This is a genomic window from Rahnella sp. BIGb0236 (assembly GCF_004364755.1).
GTDB lineage: Bacteria > Pseudomonadota > Gammaproteobacteria > Enterobacterales > Enterobacteriaceae > Rahnella > Rahnella victoriana.
Genome location: NZ_SOAO01000001.1, coordinates 236,168 through 257,478 on the forward strand (window position 1 = coordinate 236,168; position 21,311 = coordinate 257,478).

At 55.1% G+C, this 21,311-nt stretch carries 17 protein-coding genes and 1 pseudogene; 11 read left to right on the forward strand and 7 right to left on the reverse strand.

The genetic code is table 11. From position 1 onward, the window contains the following. Positions 1–45: 45 nt before the first annotated feature. The 4 genes from EDF78_RS01025 to EDF78_RS01040 all read right to left on the reverse strand — a co-directional run bounded on the left by EDF78_RS01025 (position 46) and on the right by EDF78_RS01040 (position 2,782). Complete coding sequence (locus EDF78_RS01025; protein ID WP_133822299.1) at positions 46–387, reverse strand: DUF2645 family protein; 342 nt, start codon at positions 385–387, stop codon at positions 46–48. Further along, on the reverse strand, positions 387–1,091 hold the full coding sequence (locus EDF78_RS01030) for a hypothetical protein (protein ID WP_243839403.1): 705 nt from the start codon (positions 1,089–1,091) through the stop codon (positions 387–389). The genes EDF78_RS01025 and EDF78_RS01030 overlap by 1 nt, the downstream gene beginning before the upstream one ends. Before the next feature lie 36 nt (positions 1,092–1,127). After that, positions 1,128–1,607 (reverse strand): Hcp family type VI secretion system effector, encoded by a 480-nt coding sequence (locus EDF78_RS01035; RefSeq protein WP_133822300.1) that lies wholly within the window; start codon positions 1,605–1,607, stop codon positions 1,128–1,130. Positions 1,608–1,858: 251 nt separating this feature from the next. Continuing rightward, positions 1,859–2,782: a DMT family transporter gene (locus EDF78_RS01040; RefSeq protein WP_119824321.1), complete on the reverse strand. Its 924-nt coding sequence runs from the start codon at positions 2,780–2,782 to the stop codon at positions 1,859–1,861. 141 nt (positions 2,783–2,923) lie between these two features. Between EDF78_RS01040 and EDF78_RS01045 the strand changes: the two genes are divergently transcribed. From EDF78_RS01045 to fbaB, 8 genes are all read left to right on the forward strand, one after another. Then, positions 2,924–3,652, forward strand: a complete 729-nt coding sequence (locus EDF78_RS01045) for a 2-phosphosulfolactate phosphatase (protein ID WP_133822301.1) — start codon at positions 2,924–2,926, stop codon at positions 3,650–3,652. Positions 3,653–3,776: 124 nt separating this feature from the next. Continuing rightward, entirely contained in the window at positions 3,777–5,222 is a 1,446-nt protein-coding gene (locus tag EDF78_RS01050; protein ID WP_133822302.1) for a DHA2 family efflux MFS transporter permease subunit, read from the forward strand. Positions 5,223–5,270: 48 nt separating this feature from the next. Next, positions 5,271–6,161 carry a dihydrodipicolinate synthase family protein gene (locus EDF78_RS01055; protein WP_133822303.1) on the forward strand — a complete coding sequence of 297 codons (891 nt, stop codon included), beginning with the start codon at positions 5,271–5,273 and terminating at the stop codon, positions 6,159–6,161. A gap of 244 nt (positions 6,162–6,405) precedes the next feature. Next, positions 6,406–6,813 carry a hypothetical protein gene (locus EDF78_RS01060; protein ID WP_131693096.1) on the forward strand — a complete coding sequence of 136 codons (408 nt, stop codon included), beginning with the start codon at positions 6,406–6,408 and terminating at the stop codon, positions 6,811–6,813. Between the two features lie 208 nt (positions 6,814–7,021). Continuing rightward, positions 7,022–8,383 carry an SrfA family protein gene (locus EDF78_RS01065; protein WP_131693097.1) on the forward strand — a complete coding sequence of 454 codons (1,362 nt, stop codon included), beginning with the start codon at positions 7,022–7,024 and terminating at the stop codon, positions 8,381–8,383. A gap of 4 nt (positions 8,384–8,387) precedes the next feature. Further along, positions 8,388–11,360, forward strand: coding sequence for a virulence factor SrfB (locus EDF78_RS01070; RefSeq protein ID WP_133822304.1), 2,973 nt, complete (start codon positions 8,388–8,390; stop codon positions 11,358–11,360). Then, the gene (locus tag EDF78_RS01075) at positions 11,357–13,741 is read left to right on the forward strand and encodes a virulence factor SrfC family protein (RefSeq protein WP_133822305.1); all 2,385 of its coding nucleotides are present in this window, start codon (positions 11,357–11,359) and stop codon (positions 13,739–13,741) included. The genes EDF78_RS01070 and EDF78_RS01075 overlap by 4 nt, the downstream gene beginning before the upstream one ends. 191 nt (positions 13,742–13,932) lie before the next feature. Beyond that, complete coding sequence (fbaB, locus tag EDF78_RS01080; RefSeq protein ID WP_133822306.1) at positions 13,933–14,982, forward strand: class I fructose-bisphosphate aldolase; 1,050 nt, start codon at positions 13,933–13,935, stop codon at positions 14,980–14,982. 64 nt (positions 14,983–15,046) lie between these two features. On the opposite strand, the pseudogene EDF78_RS01085 reads toward fbaB, so the two are convergent. Beyond that, positions 15,047–15,178 (reverse strand): annotated as a pseudogene (locus EDF78_RS01085) (type 1 glutamine amidotransferase domain-containing protein); the annotation flags it as partial. A 140-nt stretch (positions 15,179–15,318) separates the two neighbouring features. On the opposite strand from EDF78_RS01085, the gene EDF78_RS01090 reads away from it, so the two are divergent. From EDF78_RS01090 to EDF78_RS01100, 3 genes are read left to right on the forward strand one after another with little or no spacing between them, the layout of a single operon-like run. Next, the gene (locus tag EDF78_RS01090; RefSeq protein WP_133822307.1) at positions 15,319–17,004 is read left to right on the forward strand and encodes a molecular chaperone HscC; all 1,686 of its coding nucleotides are present in this window, start codon (positions 15,319–15,321) and stop codon (positions 17,002–17,004) included. A 4-nt stretch (positions 17,005–17,008) separates the two neighbouring features. Then, entirely contained in the window at positions 17,009–17,566 is a 558-nt protein-coding gene (locus EDF78_RS01095) for a molecular chaperone DnaJ (RefSeq protein WP_095925752.1), read from the forward strand. 43 nt (positions 17,567–17,609) lie between these two features. Then, on the forward strand, positions 17,610–18,950 hold the full coding sequence (locus tag EDF78_RS01100) for a hypothetical protein (RefSeq protein WP_133822308.1): 1,341 nt from the start codon (positions 17,610–17,612) through the stop codon (positions 18,948–18,950). On the opposite strand, the gene EDF78_RS01105 is transcribed toward EDF78_RS01100, so the two are convergent. After that, complete coding sequence (locus tag EDF78_RS01105) at positions 18,947–19,552, reverse strand: LuxR C-terminal-related transcriptional regulator (protein WP_133822309.1); 606 nt, start codon at positions 19,550–19,552, stop codon at positions 18,947–18,949. The two genes, EDF78_RS01100 and EDF78_RS01105, sit on opposite strands and share 4 nt — an antisense overlap. A gap of 170 nt (positions 19,553–19,722) precedes the next feature. Further along, positions 19,723–21,204 (reverse strand): alpha-amylase, encoded by a 1,482-nt coding sequence (gene amyA / locus EDF78_RS01110; RefSeq protein ID WP_095925755.1) that lies wholly within the window; start codon positions 21,202–21,204, stop codon positions 19,723–19,725. Positions 21,205–21,311: the final 107 nt, after the last annotated feature.

Here is a 21,311-nt window from a genome sequence, read left to right on the forward strand (position 1 = left end):
CGCGCCTGAGATTATTTGGTTTCAGGTGCGGGAGTTTTCGGTGTGCTAACAAAACCAAAATCTGCCAAAAAATGTCCACCCCCAGTAGACAGCAATCACCATGAAAATGACGCATCTGCTGTAGTTTTTTTTCTTTATTGCAGTGGGAAAGAAAAATAATAACGGAGCAATAAAGAGTGCGGTGACAAAAGCAGAGAATCCTCGCGTGACATCTCCATCAAGACCGTCAAACCCCTGCACATTTGCACACCAGTCTGAAGTCTCAGCGAGACTTTGTGTTGTATCAATAACAGAAAAGATGAAAATCAGTAACGCACAAAAACAATAATATAAAAAAACAAAAGGGCCGAGTAGCGCAGAAAGGGTTACGGGCTTTAAATTATCCATCAGTGAATTCCCATCAGTTTTTTAATTCTGTCCTTCCGTTTTATAATGGCAAGTCCGTAAGAAATGTAATTGCGGCGCTGATCGCTTGCAGGCAAAGAAATAGCGTCAATGAAATCTCGTTTTTGCCTTTCAATACCTCTGTTATATCGTGAGCCTGCTAATATCAATTGTTCGTCAGTCAGTATGTCCGTGTTGCTGTCTGGATAGTCATATTCAACGAGTTCACGTAAGTGAAGAGCAACAACTTTTAAGTTAAAATCGTCATCTTGTAAACATCTTCCAATTTGCAATTGTTGTCTTGTTGAAAGTGATCTCGGTTCTATCCCCAGAGTTTCGGCCACGGCACGTATTTGTATCGCCACAATTCCAATGGAGACTCTGTTAGAGTAATCATTATTGCTTCGGAATGAATCGGTAAGTTGTCTGTATAATAAGACTTGTGGTTTTAAATTATCGGGTTTCCCCCCGGCTTCCTGCCATGCAACATCAGCAAGAAGCAGCGCAGGTATCTTTGCTATGTGCGCATATTTTGTAATTGTTTCTTTGTGAAACCGGATGAATGAGTCTTTATAGAGGTAAAGATAAGCGTCACCCCAATAATTAACCGGGTCATCCTCGTGCCACCTTGCAATAGTATAATCAAGAAAATCCCAGCGGCGAAAATTCTTGCCCTCCGGTTTGCAGATGAGTTCGTTGTTTTCCATAATGCCAACCTTGTTTAATCATATCGGAGAGAGTTTTTAGAAAACGCGCTCATCCCAAATGCTATAACCTGAAGTGCCTGCTTTAATATGCTCCCAGGTAATGCTCTGGTAATTAACTGAGATCATTTCTTCTGGTTGGTCACCTGCATGATCAATGGCGTGGGGATAAATGAGGCTGATGCCATGAAGATATGCTTTCCTTACCGTTACCGAATAGTAAATTTCATTAACCCCTGAAGCCGATGTCCGGAAGAAATCAAACTTCATTTCTAGCTCTTCATTGGCAGAAATGGCGATGCCAAATAAGGGGGACGACTTATCGATAAGTTTAATAAATGAGATCGGACCGTGATTGACATTCTTCGCTCTGGTCAATGCGTGTTCGAAGGACAGAACCATGATTTGATCTTTATGAGCAGCTTGATATCGGTTGCCGATAGAATTCAGCGTTGAGCAACCGGCAGAAATAAGACCTTGTTGCTTTCCTTTAATTGTCACGTAAATCATGTGCGCCATGTGTGTCTCCTTTTTTATGGTTGTGGGTCATTTTACATATGGGCGATGTCCTGTTATTTGTCTGCATCACATTTATTCAAAAACCAGACCGTTCATTTATACACTTTAGGAACATATATTCATTTGGTGGATGTAATTCAATGCATTTATTTGTCTGCTGTTTTTTTAAATGACGTAAATAAACGGCGCAGGCTACGATACCTTGCGGCGACTTATGAATACCTCGGCTAATCCCCTGCCCGCACCTGAGATTATTTGGTTTCAGGTGCGGGTGTTTTCGGTTTTCCGGCCAGCGATTTTCCCGGACTGAGTACCAGCCAAACCGCCAGACAGATCAGAATGCCACCGGCAAAGAACCCTTCAGACAGCGTTTCATTCAGCAGCAGATACCCCCAGAGGATGCCGAACGGCGGGATCAGGAATGTCACGGTCATGCTGCGCAGCGGGCCGATATCGGCAATCAGCCGGAAATACAAAATGTACGCCCACGCGGTGCAAACGAAACCGACTGCCAGCACACAGAGCCAGACCAGCGGTTGCGCCCAGGTCACCGGCGCTTCGGTAGCCGAGGTATAAAGGAAAAACGGCAGCAGGAACAATGTGGCACCCAGCTGACTGCCGGTAGCCACCAGTTTAGGATCCAGCCCGCCGCGTTCGGTGATCCAGCGACGGGTGAGGAAACCGGCGACAGCATAACAACCGGTCGCCACCAAACAGGCTATCACCCCCGCCAGCAATTGCGGGACTGATTCTGCGCTGCCGGTGGTGGTCAGCAAGGTAATGCCGAACAGGCCCGTCAGGACGCCGAGTGCTTTTTTAAGCGTCACGGTTTCATGGAAGAACAGGCCGCCGAGCACAACCCCCATCAGCGGCGTGGTGGCGTTGAGGATGGCGGAATACCCCGCCGGAAGCCAGCGCGCGGCCAGACAATACATCAGGAACGGCAAACCGGAGTTGATCACTCCAAGCAGCAGCGAACGGCCGAATTTTTGCTGATAATCGCGCGGTGTTCTCATCACCGCGAGGATCACCACCAGCCCGATAAATCCGAACAACACCCGGAGAAACGCGGTATTAATGGCCCCGAACGCCGGAGACGCCACCCGCATAAACAGAAAGCTGCCACCCCAGATCGCGGCTAACAGCAACAGACGGCAATAATCACCACTTTTCATTCACATCCCCTATTGAACATTATCTGATCTCTTGTTTTATTGATGTATGCAGACCGCTAAAATTGTGTTGTTCAGTGTAGTTAATTTACTTCCTGACAAATCCTCTTTTTCTTGCTTTGTTATTCTCACCAGGGCGCTTCAATGACTGATTTTTCGCAAACTGATTTCGATGTTCGTCTGGAATGGGGCGCGCAGGCGGTGGAGCATCTGGCGGCGGACGCCGACTGCATCGTGATTATCGATGTGATGTCGTTTTCCACCTGCGTCAGTATCGCAACAGACTCTGCCGCTACGGTGTATCCGTATCCGTGGAAAGACGCCAGTGCGCAGCAGTATGCCGTTGCGCGGGATGCGCAATGCGCGCAGTTTGACCGGCGTTTTCAGGGGCCGGGTTTCACGCTTTCGCCCTGCTCTTTGCAAAATATCTCCGCCGGAACCCGGCTGGTCCTGCCTTCTCCCAACGGTTCCGCATTGACCTTTGCCGCCAGAACCCATGACGCCGCGATTTTCACTGCCTGCTTTCGTAATCTCACTGCCACTGCCCGCGCCTGTGAAAAGTATCGGCGCATTCTGCTGATCCCCGCCGGTGAAAAATGGCCGGATAACAGTCTGCGTCCGGCGATTGAAGATCTCGCCGCAGCGGGAGGATTGGTTGCCCGTTTGCCACATCGCGTTGTTTCCCCTGAAGCCCGTGCGGCCCGTGCGGTGTACGACAACCTGCCGCTGGCGGAACTTGAACAGTGCGGCTCCGCAAGGGAGTTGTTACGCCGTGGTTTTGCTGCTGATGTCGCCCTGTGTCTGCAGGAGGATGTGAGTGATTTTGCCTGCCCGTTAAAGGGTGAGTTTTTTACGGCGGTAAGCGGTGCGTAAAAAACCGCTCTTTTTGATCCTCGTCTGATCTATAACCCGCATAAAGGTGTGTGATAGGTTTAATACTTATCATCTATCTTTTGCTGCATCTTGCAGCGACGTCGTTTTATCCGGGACAGAATACATGAGCCAGAGTAAATCGGATGCGTCAGAACATCCGCAGGAAGAGTCCGCCGTCAGTTCGGGTCTCTCCGTAATTGCTTTATTGGTGGCAGCGGCTTTTTTCATGGAGTTCATTGACGGCACGGTGATTGCCACCGCGCTGCCGCAAATGGCCCTGTCGTTCGGGGTTTCCGCTGTAGATCTGAATGCCGGGATGAGCGCTTATATGCTCACGCTGGCGGTGCTGATCCCGGCCAGTGGCTGGGCGGCAGAACGGTTCGGGGCGCGGAATGTGTTCACCTTCGCCCTTGCCGTGTTTACGCTGGCTTCCCTTTTTTGTGCCATGGCCAGCAGCGTCAGCGAATTTATTATTCTGCGCATCATTCAGGGGATTGGCGGTGCGCTGATGGTGCCGGTCGGGCGTCTGACGGTACTGAAAACCACGCCGAAACCGCAGCTGATTAAAGCCATCGCCACGCTGACCTGGCCCGCGCTGGTCGCGCCGATCCTCGGGCCGCCGCTCGGCGGGTTCATCACGCACTACGCCTCCTGGCACTGGATTTTCTATATTAATGTGCCACTCGGGATCATCGCCATCATGCTGGCGTGGCGGTTATTTCCGCAGGAACCTGCCGAAGAGCCGAAGCATTTTGACAAGCCGGGGTTTGTGCTGACCGGGCTGGCGATGCTGTCGCTGGTGACGGGTCTGGAACTGATCAGTCAGGACCATATTCTATGGACCACTGCGGTGCTGTTGTTGCTGGCGGGCGCGGTGTTATCGGTGCTGGCTGTTCGTCATTTGTACCGCGATCCTGCCCCGATGGTGCATTTAGGTGCGCTGGTGATCCCGACGTTTCGTATCAGTATGGGCGGCGGTTCGCTGTTCCGGGTAACCATCAGCGCCGTTCCTTTCCTGCTGCCGCTGATGTTGCAGGTCGGTTTCGGGCTGGATCCCTTCCATGCCGGTTTGCTGGTGCTGGCGGTGTTCGCCGGGAATCTGGCCATGAAACCGGCGACCACGCCGCTGATCCGCCGTTTCGGTTTTCGTCCGGTGCTGGTGGTCAATGGCCTGCTCAGCGTGTTTTCGCTGCTGTTCTGCGCGTTCCTGACGCCCGGCACGCCTGACTGGCTGGTGATGATATTGCTGTTTCTCGGCGGTCTCAGCCGTTCGATGCAGTTTACCGGTATCAGCACGCTGGCGTTTTCCGACGTACCGGCGAAACAAATGGCCGACGCCAATACCCTGTTCAGTACGGTCTTGCAGCTTTCCGTGGGGCTGGGGATCACGGTGGGAGCGCTCGGGACCCGTCTCGGTGAACAACTGGTGGATGCGCTGCACTGGGGATCGGTACCGGGCATGAGTTTTAAAGTGGCCTTTATCGTGATTGCCGTGCTGACGCTGGTCGGCTGGCTGGATATGTTGCGCCTGAAACCGGATGCCGGATCATCGGTATCCGGCAAAAAGTAAATCACTGCTCTATGATAAGTCTGTTCATTCACCCTTCCGGAGAACCCGATGTTCACAGGATTAAGTGCGTTTCCTCTCACACCGCTGACAGATAAAGGCATTGATGAGAAAGCCTTTGTCAGACTGATGGAAAGGCTGGCAGAAGCCGGTGTGGATTCGATTGGCGCGCTGGGTTCGACGGGCAGCTATGCCTATCTGAAACACAGTGAACGCGACCGCGTGGCACGACTGGCGGTGGAACATGCCAGAGGGATCCCGGTGATGGTCAGCATCGGGTCGGTGCGTACGTCCGATGTACTGCATCTGGCGGAAGATGCCCAGCGGGCGGGCGTCAGCGCGGTGTTACTGGCTCCCGTGTCTTATCAGAAACTGACGGAAGACGAAGTGTTTACGCTGTATGAAACCGTCAGCCGACATCTTTCCGTGCCGCTGTGCGTTTACGATAATCCGGCCACCACCCATTTTGAGTTTTCCGATGCGCTTTATGCGCGTATCGCGCAACTGCCTCACGTCGGCAGCATCAAAATCCCCGGTCTTTCAGCGGATCCGCTGACCACGCGCCAGCGGCTGGCAGCACTCCGTCCGCAGGTGCCTGCGCATGTGACGCTGGGCGCGGCGGGCGATCTGGCGGCGGCGACGGTGCTCACCGAAGGCGGCGATGTGTGGTATTCGGTGATTGCCGGACTGTTCCCGGAAATTCCGCTGGCGATCACCCGCGCGGCGCAAAAAGGCGATGCGCAGACTGCGCAGGCGCTGTCTGCTCAGCTGGAGCCGCTCTGGGCGCTGTTCCGTTCACACGGCAGTTTGCGTGTGGTGGCTGCCGCGGCGGAAATTCTCGGGATAGTGTCTGCGCCTTGTTTACCGTTACCCCTTCAGTCGTTGTCGGGCGATGCGCGTCAGCATCTTACTTCCGTGCTGGATACCTTATTTCAGCACTGAAGCACGGACTGAAATACGGGGGGATTATTAACTAAGTTCCTTTCTAAATCTAATGACATTCACAGCGTGAATGTCATTATCTTACAGCCTGTTACCCTGCCGTTTTATCCTTGCGCCATATCACTTTTTTCTGATTTTCAGGGGTCGGAATAAACGGCTTTCTATTATTATGCGTCGCGGCGGAAAGGCTATTTTCCGCCGCGCGGAGAGGTTTGTTTTTAACTGAAAGTCAAAAGGAATGATAATGCCATACGGTGATAATGGTCAGGGACTCTTTCGCAGAGGGCAGCTTGAGCAACAAATAATCAGAACCACCAAATTCTCGATTTACGCGCAGGCGGTGTATTGCGTTAACAGAATGCTGCGCGAGGCCAATGTGGGTATTTCGGAGCAGGCGTATCAAAGCATCTCACGCAATATTACTGCGGTGACAAACGGACGCCTTTACGAAACATCGGCTTCACTTTCAGAAGCGCGGGTATTTGCACGTGATACTGTGGGGGCGATAAAAGCCGGTGATTTTAAATCGGCGGCGATCACCGCCAGCGGCGTGGCGATCAACGCCATTGGCGGGCCGCTGTTTTTTGGTCATTATGACCGTAACAAACTGATCGCAATAGAACGCCATCTGTACGATAACTTCCACCTGTAATTTTCTGACCACCACGTGGGGGCTGACGGCGCGTTTTGCCCCCGTACGGGTTTCCCTTCTTTTACATCGCGCTCACGCCCTAAACAGCCACCCTTTTTGTCGCTTATTCCGCCGTTTGATTTCGCTTAAATCGCCTAGAGTGGCAGCATCATGAACCTTTTCTGCCTGTGCGCTGATGCCGGGCAAAACCAATAAAGGCTATTCAGGCGTGGCAAAATCATTTTTACGCAGTGGCAGTCTCAATGACATCCTTGCGCTGGGCGAAAACGGGCAACCGGTTTACGCCTCAGCCCTGCAATTACGCGAAACCTTACGTCTGCGTAAACACCCTGTGATTGCCGATTGTCTGGCGATCCCGCAACTTAACGAGGCCGGTGACCGCCTCGACTGGTATTCCCCCCGTGAAGGCAAAGTGGTGTCCTGGGCGGCGGCGACAGATGCTGCCCGCGCTTCGGCTTTGCGTCAGCTGGAAAATTGTCTGGAAGTGGTCGCGCAAATCAGCAAGGCAGCAAAATCCTCTGAAAAATCCGCCAGTCAGTTCTTCGGGTCCCTGCTGGAAAAGGCGTTTCGTTTCCCGGACCAAAACCATGTCTATCTGGTCGGTGGTCAGCCGGTGCTGACGTTCTGGGGCTTTGTCAGTCTCGACAGCACCAGCAATGCCGATCCTTTTGCCGCCCTGCGTGACACCCTGAAAGCCGATGAGCCGCTGCCGACCTTGTCGCTGATGGCTGAAAAAATCAACGCGCCGGAACCGGTGGTTGAAGCGCCGGAACCGGTACGGGTGATCAAAACCATCGAGGCCCGTGCGGCTGAGCAGGAGGAGATGAAACCGGAACCGGTTGCCGCCCCGCGCCGCACATTATCGCCATTAATCTGGGCGCTGCCGGTGGCGGCGCTGGTGGTGGCCGGTTCGGCCGCAGGCTGGCTGTATTCGCGCACGCCTGCGCCAGCAACTGACACGGTGAAAGCCGCCGTGCCGAAACCTGAAGCGGTCAACCCGCCGGCAGCACAGCCTGCGGTGATCGCCCCGCCGCCGGTGGCGGCAGAAATCAACGCGCCGGAAGTGAAAACACCGGAACCGGTGACATTGCCGGTCGCGCCTGCGGCGGTTGTCCCTGCGCCGCAACCGGTAGCGGAAGTGGAAAATACACCGGTTGTCGCCGAACCGGCCCCTGCGCCGGTCAGCAAGAATGCGCTGGTGATGCCGCCGGACGCGGTAAAAATTGGTTCCACCAAATTCCTCAACGGTAACTGGAATGTGGTCGTCGATATCAAAGATCCGGTGACCGGCAAACCGCCGGTGCTGCGTTATCAGTTCAAACAAGGTCAGGGTACGGTGAAAATCACTTACGGCGCGGGCGTGACCTGCCGTGCGGCGGCCAATGCCGGTCTGATGCAATCAGGCAATCTGGTGATTAACAGCCGTTACAGGGCGAAATGCAGCGACGGTTCCCGCTATCAGATGCCGGAAATCAGCTGTACTCAGGGCGCGACCGGCGCTGCCGTGTGTCAGGGCCGTTATACCGGCGACACGGTTTACCCAATGACCATTAAGCGCGAAGGTAAATAACAGCATGCTGGCAACGATTACTGATTTTAAACAAAAGATTACCCTGATCCAGGACAGCGGCATTCAGTTTCTCGACTTCGCGCTGAAGCCGGTCTGGGATGACGGACTGCCTGCCAAATTTGTGCGTAAAAGCGCCAACGGCCCGTTATTGCGTCTGGATTATAATCCGCAAAATGGCCGTCATTTTTTACCGGGGCTGGACGGCGGCGCGCCTGAAGTGGTACGTCCTGAGTTCAGTTTCCCGCTGGAACAGTCGCTGAAGTTGCTGGATCAGATCTGGCTGCCGTTGCCGTTCCTGCGTTTCAATCCGCCACGGACGTTTATGGCCGGGCCGGACAACTGGGCGCGGGTGCAAATCCGTGCACTGGATAAACCGGAAGCCGATGGCAGTACGCACCGCGTGGTGATTGCTTTTGATACCCGTGTGGCGGAAGGCGATGAGGAACACACTCAGCTGACGCCGGTCACGGATGACGTGAAAAACGGCATCAGTTTTGCGCTGGCGTGGCATAACGAAGAGCTTCTCGATTTCCTCGATCAGACCTGGGTTGACGGCTGGCTGCGTGAAGTCTTTACCGAGCAGTCGGCCCTGCGGGAGGCTCGCGAGGCGCGCAATATCAAAGTTGCGCTGCGCGAGTTTGAATATCAGGCGCATTACCTGAATCTGCTGGAAATGCTCGGCAGCCAGCTGGGTATCCCGGAACTGAAGATCAACGGTGCCACCTTGCAGGAACCAGCGATCAATGTGGATCTGATCCTCGATGTCGGCAACTCGCATACCTGCGGCATTCTGGTGGAAGACCATGTGGGGGAAACCGATGGCCTGAAACAGACCAGCGAACTGCAACTGCGCGACCTTTCGCGGCCACATTTTCTCTATAACGAACTGTTCGAAAGCCGGGTGGAATTCGCCGAGGCGCGTTTCGGCAAACCGAATTTCTCGGTCGAAAGCGGTCGTGATGACGCCTTTATCTGGCCGTCTATTCTGCGCGCCGGTCGTGAAGCCAGCCGTCTGGCCCTGTTGCGGGAAGGCACGGAAGGATCGACCGGGATTTCCAGCCCGCGCCGTTATCTGTGGGATGAAGACAGTTACACGCCGGGCTGGCGTTTCAGTCAGGGCGGACACGGCGCAGTGCAGGAGCCGGTGGCGGCCGCCATGCCGCTGACCTTCCTGATCAATGATGATGGCCAGCCGTTGTCTGATTTAGCGCCGGAAGACCGTCTGCCGGTATTTTCTGCCCATTACAGCCGCAGTTCGGTGATGACGCTGATGCTATCTGAACTGCTGGCGCAGGCGCTGATGCAAATCAACAGCCCGGCGCAGCGGACCAAAATGCTGCGTTCTTCAGCGCCGCGTCAGTTACGCAATATCATTCTGACCCTGCCGTCGGCGATGCCGAAACCGGAACGCGAGATTTTCCGCCGCCGTATGCAGGAGGCCATCGGTCTGGTGTGGAAATCTATGGGCTGGCATCCGTCAGATGACGGTTTTAAATCGCAGGCTGACAAGGCGAAAAGCCGCATGCCGGTGCCGGATGTGCAGATGGAATGGGACGAAGCCACCTGCGGACAAATGGTCTATCTGTATAACGAAACCCAGGTGAATTTCGGCGGTCATACCGGCGAATTCTTTGCCAGCATGGCGCGTCCGGATCGTGAACTGGCCGATGACGAGCCGGTGGGCAAAACCCTGCGCATCGCCTCGATTGATATCGGTGGCGGCACCACCGATCTGGCGATTACCCAGTACTGGCTGGATGACGGCATGGGCAATAACGTCAAAATCACCCCGCGCCTGCTGTTCCGCGAAGGTTTTAAAGTCGCGGGCGACGACATTCTGCTGGATGTCATTCAGCTCTATATTTTACCGGCGTTACATGCGGCGCTGAAAAAAGCCGGTCTGGCGAACCCGGACAGCCTGATGACGCGCCTGTTTGGCAGCGAAGGCCGCATGGACGGTCACGCCACGCTGCGCCAGCAAAGCACGTTGCAGATTTTTATTCCGCTGGCGCGCGCGGTGCTGGAAGTCTACGAGCGGTTTGATCCGCTGGATACTCACGCAGAAATCGATGCGCCGTTTGGTGAACTGCTGGAACAGGCGCCGACGCAGAAAGTGCTGGATTACCTGCACGGCGAAATTCAGCGCGTGCTGCCTGCCGGTTCGGCGGTGTTTGATATTTTGCAGGCACCGCTGGTGCTCAAACTCAGCAAGCTGCACAGCGAGTTTTTATCCAATCGCATGAGCATCACGCAGAACCTGCGTTCGCTGTGCGAAGTGGTGTCGCTGCATGATTGCGATGTGCTGTTGCTGACCGGCCGCCCTTCGCGCTTCCCCGGCATTCAGGCGCTGTTCCGCCATCTGCAACCGCTGCCGATCAACCGTATGCTATCGCTGGATGGTTATCACACCAGCGGCTGGTATCCGTTTAACAAACTCGGTCGCATTGACAACCCGAAATCAACGGCGGCCGTCGGCGCGATGCTGTGCCTGCTGGCGCTGGATCTGCGTCTGCCGGGGTTCTATTTTAAAGCGGGCGATTTCCAGCCTTATTCCACGGTGCGCTATCTGGGCATGCTCGATGGTAACAAGGCGCTGAACGACGACAATGTGTGTTACAGCGACATTGACCTCGATGCCCACGATTACAAACTCGACAGCGCGGCCAGCTTCCGCATCCGTGGCGCTATTTGTCTCGCTTTCCGTCAGCTGGAAAATGACCGCTGGCCTGCGTCACCTTTGTATACCCTGTCGATTGCCGAGCCTGAGCTGGCGCGTAAAGTGGCGGGCGACAGCGTGCTGCGGGTCAAACTGGCGGTGAAAAAAGGGGAAGATCACCCGACGCCGGAATTTTTCGATATCGCCAGCGCGGTGCTGGATAACGGCACTAAAGTGCCGTCTCATCACCTGCGTCTGCGGTTAAACACACTGGGCGAGAGCCATTACTGGATCGACAGTGGGAGCGTATTCGTCTCATGACTACCCGCACAACAGCAACTATTCCGGTGCCATCACTGACCACTAACGCGCTGCAACGTCAGTTTGCGGCGACGTCTGCCACCCTCACCGATGCGCTGGACTGGGTGGAATCCACCCGTGCACAGGCGCCGCGTCTGGATCTGGAAGCTGACCGGCTGAATCTGCAGTTAAAGCGTTGCCGCGATCAGGCGCAGCGTCTGGCGCTGGCCTGTGAACTGCCGCCTGCGCTGGGCTTTTACGGTCATTCGCAGGCCGGAAAATCCTATCTGATCTGCTCGCTGGCCGCCGGAAACTACGGCCGCCTTGAAACCCGTCTGGGCGGCGTGACCCTCGATTATCTGACCCAGATTAATCCCGGTAACCGTGAGGCGCGGTTTGCCACCCGCTTCACCCGTCAGGCCGACGTGCGTGACCGTGCGTTTCCGGTGCGGGTATTACTGCTCAATGAAGCGGATCTGGCGCGTATCGTCACCCGCGCATTCCGGCCGGACAGTCAGTATCACGTACCGGATGCACAGCAAATCACGGAACATCTGAATCAGCTGATGATGCACCGCCAGCCGGAACCGGTGGAAGGCTTTACCAGCGAAAAGATGATGGGATTATGGGATTCTATGATTCGCCTGGATCCCCGCCGTTTCCGCCATCTGAATGCGCATTACTGGCCGGTGGCGGTGAAGCTCGCGCCTTATCTGAACATTGATGACCGTGCGCGTTTGTTCTCGCTGCTGTGGGGCAATGATCCGGTGCTGACCGCTGCCTATCGTCATTACGCGCATACGTTGCAGCATCTGGGCGGCGCACAAAGCCTGCTGGCTCCGCTGAGTATTTTAGTGGACGACGCGATGCAACCGGCCGACGGCATGTTCAGCCCGTCGCCGACCTGGGATATTCAGATCCCGGTGTGTCCCCAGTTTGGCGAGGAAAGCGCGGCACCGGTGACGTTGTCACTGGCAGAGCTGACGCTGCTGGCGTCTGAAGTGCAAATTCCCCTGCTGTCTCCGCCGCGTGAAGCCTTGTTTGAGCAGATCGACCTGCTGGATTTACCGGGACACGGTGCCCGTTTCGATGACAATCAGGGTGATGAACTTGAGCGACTGTTCCGCGCCAAAGTGGCGTATTTGCCGGAGCGCTACACCGATCGCCATGAAATGAACATGCTGATGGTGTGCACCGCCGCAGATAACCGTGATGATGTGGTGGCCGTGGGACGCACGCTGGAACACTGGGTGCGGGAAATGCACGGCGAAAACACGCAGGTGCGTGGCCGCCGCAAACCGGGGCTGGTCTGGGTGCTGACGCCGTTTGACCGCCGCATGACTGAATCCGTGCATTATGACGAAGCCGTTCAGCGCCATGTCGGTAATCCGGGCGATGCCTGGGGCGCGTTGCTGGCGATGGACGAACGCGGCCTGCAACGTATGGCGGATTATCTGGTGGCGGAAATCCGTCCTGAAGTCCGTCTTAACCGTCTGTGTGAATTACGCGACGAATTGCACCGGGAACTGACGGATAACCTGCTCGGACGCTGGTATCAGGAAGGCGACGTGGCGGATCCGGCACAGAAACAGCGGACGGTGCAGACGGTGATTAAAGCCCTGCAAACCCGTACCGGTGTGCACGGCGAGTTGCTGGAAAAACTGCTGCCCGGCCGCGAGGAATTGCACCGTATTTATCACGAACATACCGCTCAACCGGCAGACACCGGCGAAACGGATGAGGCAGGCGCAGAGAGTTTCGGCATCGGTATTGATATCGATCTGTTTGCCGAGCAGCAACAGGATGTTCAGGCCTGGCAGGAAAAACCGGACGACGGCACGGCGTTTGCCCGTCAGGTGCAGCGTTACTGGATCAACCATCTGCGCAGCCTGCCGGAAAACGAACCGCTGATTGCCCTGCTTGGCGTGGCAAAACCGACCGTTGAACTGCTGATGGAAGAGCTGATCACCGCCAGTTTCCGTCTGAATATGGGTGAGGCGCTGGTTCGCTCTCTCGGCGGCGCGTTACCGGCGGGCACGCGTGAACATGAGCATCACGCGGACCGTCAGGTTTCCCGCGCGCTGACCGTGCTCGGCGATTTCGTTGCCTGGCTGGGCTTCGAGAAACAAGCGGAAGCGGAACGGCCTGAAAGCCGCATCAACAAAGGCAACAAGATTTTTGCCAAGCCGCAGAAAAGCGTCGCCAGCTGGAAATCCTCCCGCCGCCTGACCAAACTTTCCGCCACCCCGACCAATACCACGGCGTTTTATATTTACGACTGGCTGGTGGGGTTGCAGGAAAGCATTATGCGAAATGCCGGATACGCGGCAGGCGGGGAAATCCCGGCCAAAGAACGTGAAACGCTGATGCATTTGCTGAAGGCGCTGAACGCCGGACACTAAGGGTAAACACACGGAGCCGCAAAATAAGGCTCCGTTTTTTTATCCCGATTTTCTGTGCATGACCGGTAAAATCAGACTCATCACCGCAACATGCGTTACACAAATCTGGCGTAATCCGTCTATACCTAGTGGGGTAAGGAAATATCATTCACCGTTTTGTGCCTCTGCACAGAACAGAAACGGAGTCCATTATGACTGATATCGCAACGTTACTAGGCAAAGAAGCCGATTCACTCCTTCAGCATCAATGTTCCACCATCACCTCCGATCAGCTTTATCTTCCCGGTGCCGATTTTGTTGATCGCGTGATGATCGACAACAACCGGTCGCCGCGCGTGCTGGCCGCGATGCAAAATTTGTATAACACCGGACGTTTAGCCGGCACCGGTTATCTGTCGATCCTGCCGGTCGATCAGGGGGTTGAGCACTCGGCGGGGGCGTCGTTCGCCGCCAACCCGCTGTATTTCGATCCGAAAAACATTGTCGAACTGGCCATCGAAGCGGGCTGTAACTGCGTGGCGTCAACCTATGGCGTGCTGGCCTCGGTCTCCCGCCGCTACGCACATAAAATTCCCTTCCTGGTCAAACTTAACCACAACGAAACCCTGAGCTACCCGACGCAATATGACCAGACGCTGTACGCCAGCGTGGAACAGGCGTTTAATCTTGGCGCGCAGGCCGTGGGGGCAACCATCTATTTTGGTTCCGAACATTCCCGCCGCCAGATTGAAGAAATCTCTGCCGCCTTTGAGCGTGCGCATGAACTGGGCATGGTGACCGTGTTGTGGGCGTATCTGCGCAATCCGGAGTTTGTGAAAGACGGTAAGGATTACCACTCCAGCGCTGACTTGACCGGACAGGCCAACCATCTGGCCGCCACCATCGGGGCCGACATTGTTAAACAGAAGATGGCGGAAAATAACGGCGGCTATACGGCGGTTAAATTTGGCTATACCGATGATCGCGTCTATTCGAAACTTACCACCGATCATCCGATAGATCTGGTGCGCTATCAGCTGGCGAACTGCTATATGGGCCGTGCCGGGCTGATAAACTCCGGCGGTGCGGCGGGTGAAAATGATATTCAGGAATCCGTGCGCACGGCGGTGATCAATAAACGCGCTGGCGGGATGGGGTTGATTCTGGGGCGTAAAGCCTTTAAGAAATCGATGAAAGAAGGCGTGGCGTTAATTAACGCCGTTCAGAATGTGTATGCTGACAAGAAGGTCACGATCGCCTGACCCTGAATTTTCATCATGACGATGGCCGGAAGATTGCGCTTCCGGCCATTTTTATGACACCCGGTTATTTGTTCAGTTGTTCAGTTAGCAGGACGGCGGCTTCAGCGGAAGACCCCGGATTCTGACCGGTGATCAGCAGACCGTCGCGTACCACGTAAGATCCCCAGTCGGCCCCTTTCGAATACACTCCGCCCATCTGTGTCAGCTAACGGCTAAATGTAAGTTTTTTGTGAGGATTTAATTCGCAGAAACGCTAAAATCTCCTCAACTTTCTGTAAATTCGGCCGATGAAAGTTCTTTCGGTTGTATTCAGACCCCACTTGCGGAGTGATACGGATGTTAATTGGGATAGATTTAGGTACGTCAAACTGCGCAGTCGCCATCTGGCAGGACGGTCAGTCGGTTCTGGTGCCTAACGTCTACGGCAAAAACCTGACGCCTTCTGTGGTCGGACTGGATGGCGACGGCCATATTCTGGTCGGCGCACCCGCGCATGCGCGTTTATTTACGCATCCGGATCTTACCCTTTCCAGCTTCAAACGTTTTATGGGGACGGAGCATCCGTTCCGTCTCGGTCAGCAAACCTTTCGCGCAGAAGAACTCTCCGCCCTGCTGCTGCGCAGCCTGAAAGCGGATGTCGAGCAATACTGCGGCGTGCAGGTGGATCGCGCGATCATCACCGTCCCCGCCTATTTTAATGATATTCAGCGTAAAGCCGTAAAAGCCGCCGGTGAACTGGCCGGGCTGCACGTCGAGCGTCTGCTCAATGAGCCGACCGCTGCCTCGCTGGCGTACGGGCTGGTCAATCAGCAGGAACAGAAATTCCTGGTGTTCGATCTCGGCGGCGGCACCTTTGATGTGTCGATCATTGATATGTTCGAAGGCGTGATCGAAGTGCGCGCCAGCAGCGGTGACGTGTTCCTCGGCGGTGACGATTTTACCCGCAGTCTGGTCAGCTGGATGCTGGCGCAATATCCGCAACTGAATAAAGACGATACCGCGCTGTTCGGGCAACTGGTGACGCTGGCGGAGAAAGCCAAATGCCAGCTGACGACCGAAGAGAGCACCACGATCAGATACCAGTGGAAAGGCCAGTCGCTGAACTGGACGCTGACCAGCGGCGTGCTGGCGCAGTGTTGCGAAAGCACGCTGGAACGGATGAAAAAGCCGGTGATTCAGGCGCTGCGCGATGCCAAATTCTCCGCCGATGAAGTGGATCACGTGGTGCTGGTCGGCGGTGCGACGCGTATGCCGCTGGTGCGTCAGGCGGTCGCCCGTCTGTTCGGACGCTTCCCGCGCAGCGAACTGCAACCGGACGAAGCCATCGCGCTCGGTGCCGGTATTCAGGCCGGTCTGGCGCTACAGGATCAGGCGCTGGACGATATCGTTCTGACGGATGTGATGCCCTTTACGCTCGGTATCGGGATTTCGCGTCCGAAAGGCGACGGCTACGAAGACGGTCACTTCCTTCCGCTGATCGAGCGAAACAGCTTTGTGCCGGTCAGCCGGGTGGAATCCATTGTGACGATTTCCGATCAACAAACGCATCTGAATCTGTCGGTGTATCAGGGCGAAGCGCGGCGGGTGGCTGACAACATTCTGCTGGGGTCGCTGACGGTGGATGTGCCGCCGCGTCCGGCGGGTGAAATGACCGCCGACGTGCGTTTCACTTACACCCTTGACGGTATTCTGGAAGTGGAGTGCAAAATCACCAGCACCGGTCTGGTGGAAAAACTGGTGATCGAGAAAGCGCCGGGCAGCCTGACGCCTGCGCAAATCACGGAAAGCCTGCTGAAACTGGAAGCCATCAAACAGCATCCGCGCGATCAACTGGTTAACCGCCAGTTAGTGGCGGAAGCCAACGCCTATTACGAGCAAAGCCTCGGCGATCAGCGGCAGTTTATCGCCGATCAGTTGTATCGCTTTGAGCATGTTCTGGATACCCAGGATGCGCGGCTGATTGCCGCAGCGCGCAAGGAGTTTGAGGCGCTGCTGGTGCATCTGCGCCGGGAATGGGAATAACACGATGGGCATCTGGACGGTTCTTGGCATTGAACCCACGCAGGATCTGACGGTGATTAAGCGTGCCTATGCCCGTCAGCTGAAAACCACCCGGCCCGATCAGGATCCCGATGCCTATCAGCGTCTGCGTGAGGCGTTTGAATCCGCCAAACGTGGCGAGCAATTTTGGGGTGTCAGTGACGTTGTCACTAATCCCATCCCGCTGATGATTGTCACCGGTGAGGGATTAATCCGCCGGACGCAGGTTCACCATCAGGTTTCTGCCACGGCCAGTCTGCTGCTGGAGAATGAACTCGCCGGGCTGAAACAACTGGCGGACTGTCTGTCGGGCGAGTTGCTGCAAAACCTGCAGTTGCGCGAGATGTTCAGTCAGCAACTGGCCTGGGAACTGGCAGAGCGCGAAGGCCTGACCCCGGCGTTGCTGGAAAGTGTGGCGGCCCTGATGGAATGGGGGATCAATAATTATCAGCCTGACGGGATTTCAGGCTATCAGCTTGACGCGATGTATCAGCAGATTGAGCATACCGGCGCGGGGCGTCACGGACAGGTACTGAAGCCATGAAGCCGGTGTTAATCAGGGCGCGGTTTCACTTCCGGGAGGGGAAATGAGTCATCAGGGAATATGGGCTGTGTTGGGCATTGCGCCGACGCAGGATCTCAGCCTCATCAAACAGGCCTATGCGCGTCAGCTGAAAAACACGCGACCGGATCAGGACCCGCAAGGCTATCAGCGCCTGCGCGAAGCGTTCGATGCGGCCAGAAACGGCAGCCCTCCGTCCGGAAGGACCATGCCGTTGCCGCAGGGGCCGGCGGGCGACACTGAAGCGCCCGCCGCCGCGCCGGAAGCGGTTTATCCCGCGCCGGTGGTCGTGCGTGAAGATCCCGCCAGACTGGCGTTTAAAGCCAAAGCCCGGGCGAACCGGGTGGCGCTGGCGCAAATTCCGCAGATTATTGATGCGATGATGGACGATGAAACGGAAGGTTTACAGCAACTGGTTGCCTGTCTGGCGTCTGATGCCCTGCCCACGCTGGATCTGCGCGAGCAATTCAGTCAGTCGCTGGCAAAACAACTCAGCGAGCGTGAAGGACTGTATTCCGCCCTGTTGATCAAGGTTTCCGGCATCATGGGCTGGGACGTTGATCACTATCAGCCGGGCGGTATTTCCGCTCAGCGTCTGGCCGCGCTGCACCGGCAGATTGATATGACGGGCGCGAATTATTACTGGTCGGTGCTGGCACGGGAATATCAGGACTCCGCGTTAAACCGTTTACGGCTGCGGTTGCTGACGGTGGAAGGCGCGACGTTGCCCTGGTGGGCGAGACTGGTGCCGGATTTTCTGACTTCGCTGCGCGATAAACTCCGGGACATCAGAACGCATTATCCGGTATTGCTGCCGCGCGTGAATCCGGTGTTACTGAAAACCTTGTCTGAAACCCGGCTGGCCCTGAGCTGGGGCACCGTTTTCCTGACCGGATTCTGGTTATTGCTGATCATGCTGGCGACCCGCGAGCACGCAAATCCCTGGCCGGTACGCGCAAGTCTGATCCTGCTCGTCGGGTTATATATTCACGGGTACAGTTTTCTCGATCAGAAACTGCGACACAAGCCGCGCCTGTGGTGCGCCACGGTGAGTGCATTCTCCGTGCTTTCGACCGTCATTATGGTGAAAATCTTGCTGGGCTTTTTCTCGGTATTTAAGCCCGATGTCGGAAATCTGGCGATGGCAGTGACCAATTATGGCGTACTCAGCGCCAGCAGTTTTTGCGTATTGTGGATGATGGCGCCAAAACACTGGAAATGGTACGGCGTGCCGCTAAACGCCATGATCATTCTGCTGATTTTCCCGTGGCAACTGATGAGAAGAACCCGGGGCGTGGTCGGGATCGTCGCCTTTGTTTTCTTACTGTTTATTTACGCCCTGCTGCTCGCCTTCGGATTATCTTAAAAAACTTTATTTTTTATAAACCGCAGACAGGTTAATAATTCAGAATCCGAGTTAAGGCTGAATTTAGACATGATTTTTCTTTTATGTGCGCTGACGCATTTCACCCCGATGCGCATTTCGCGGGCAATCTGGTCCACGTCATTTCCGCGATGAAAATGTTTGGCGACATTAATTTGCATCGGTGACAGCATCTGATGATTGCATTGAGAACAGTTGCGCGGAAGCTGACCGGGCATGCCGCTGGTGCGGTTCACCCAGCCGTTAAATATCAGTTTTTTCATGCGGTTCAGCGAACATTGCCGGTTGATAAAAATAATGTTGCTAATGCACAACGGCAGGTCTGCCGTAAACGGCACGGTCCGGCAATCATAAACCCCGATGATCAGGCTGTGCGCGTGGCGGGCCTGCAACAGCGGCGGACACACATGGATTTCGCCCGCGCTGAAATGTTTCACGATAATGTCAGCATACGGGATATTGCTTTCGTCCAGATCCTGTATCTGCACCTGCATATTCTTTTCCGTCTCAAATATCTGGGTAAGAAAATGCGTCATGCCGAGACGATACGCCATATTAGGGTCTTCAAAAATAATATTGATCATGACATCCGTCTGTTATTTAACATATAAAACGCCGCGCAGTGCCCCTGCGTTTTATGGGGAGATGTCAATTTTGTTAATATTCCTTTTTAACCTCAAGAAATTTTAAGGTGTAATTTTACACCGGCGGGATCAGGGGCGGCGCGGCATCATTTCCGCCCCTGAGAATTTCTTTACTCTGTCAGCACCCAGACGCTGACACTGCCGCCATCGCAATAAAATAACGCCTTGCCCTCTCCGTCGCTTTCAACGATATCCTGGCGATTTTCCAGCAGGTCACGCCATTTTTTGTGGGCGAAATGCTCACCGAGTTCCAGCGTTTTCTCCCCCGCTTCGCTGTTGGACATCACCACCACGCAGCCCGGATGTTCTGCGGTGCCGCTGCGGGCAAACGCGATGCAGTTCGGGTGATCCAGATAATCAGTTTGTGCGCCCCAGGCGTAGGTCTGCCGTGCCCGGATTAAGGTTTCCAGCCCCGGGATCACCGGCATATCGATGGTGTAACTGTTGCCGTCGTCACCTTCGTCTTCATAGGTCGCACCCAACAGGTCCGGATAAAACACAATCGGTACGCCCTGCTCGCGCAGTAAGATCAGGGCATAAGCCAGCGGTTTAAACCACGGCTCAATGGGTGCTTCCAGTGACTGCAACGGCTGAGTGTCGTGGTTGGCGACCAGCGTCACCGCATGTGCCGGATCGGCGGCGACCAGCGTATTGTCGAAAACAGTGCTCAGGTTGTAATCCGCCCCCTGTTTTGACGCATGATGGAAATTCAGTTGCAGCGGAGCATCAAACAGCAGGGTTTTGCCCTCGACCTGATCAATGTAATTTTGCAGGGTCGGCACATCGTGCGACCAGTATTCCGCGACGATAAACATCGGCTGTTCCGCGACCTCCTGAATATGGTCGATCCAGTCTTTGTAGAACCATGCAGGAATATGTTTGACGGCGTCGAGACGAAAACCGCTGCACTGCGTTTGCTCCATCAGCCAGCGCGCCCAGTATTTCAGCTCTTCATCCACCGCCTTGTTGCGGAAATCAACGTTGGCGCCCATCAGGTAATCGTAATTACCGAATTCGTCATCCACCTGATCGTTCCAGCCACCGCCGGTATAGTCGTTAATGATTTTGAAGATGCCCTGTTCATCCGGATTTTCGATGTGATCGACACCGCTGAAACAATGGTAATCCCAGATGAATTCAGAATGCTGGCCGTTGCGGGCGGCAAAGATAAAACGTGTCCAGGCATCGGCTTCGATGATGTCATCGCTGATGTCTTCGCGGTTGTCGATATTGACGCGGTTGACCTGTACCCGCTCTTTCTCATCTGCGCCCATTTTGTGATTGAGCACCACGTCGAGGATCACGCCAAGCTGATGCGTTTTCAGTGCACTGATGGCCGCCAGTAACCCTTCTTTATCGCCATATTTGGTGGCGCGGCTGCCCTTTTGGTCAAACTCGCCGAGATCAAACAGATCATAGGTGTCATAACCGACCGAATAGCCGCCGGAATCGCCTTTATAAGCGGGCGGAAGCCAGACGGCGGTGATGCCTGTTTCGGCCAGCCATGCCGCCTTTTCCGCTACTTCTGGCCAGAGTTTCCCGCCATCCGGGTAATACCAGTGAAAGAACTGAAACAACGTAGGATTCTGCATACAGGCTTTCCATTCGAGTGACCGGGAAATGAAGTATGGAGCAGGAACGGGAAAAATGTGGCGGCAGCCGGTCTTCAGGCAAAAAAAAGCCGGTCAGCAAGGTGACC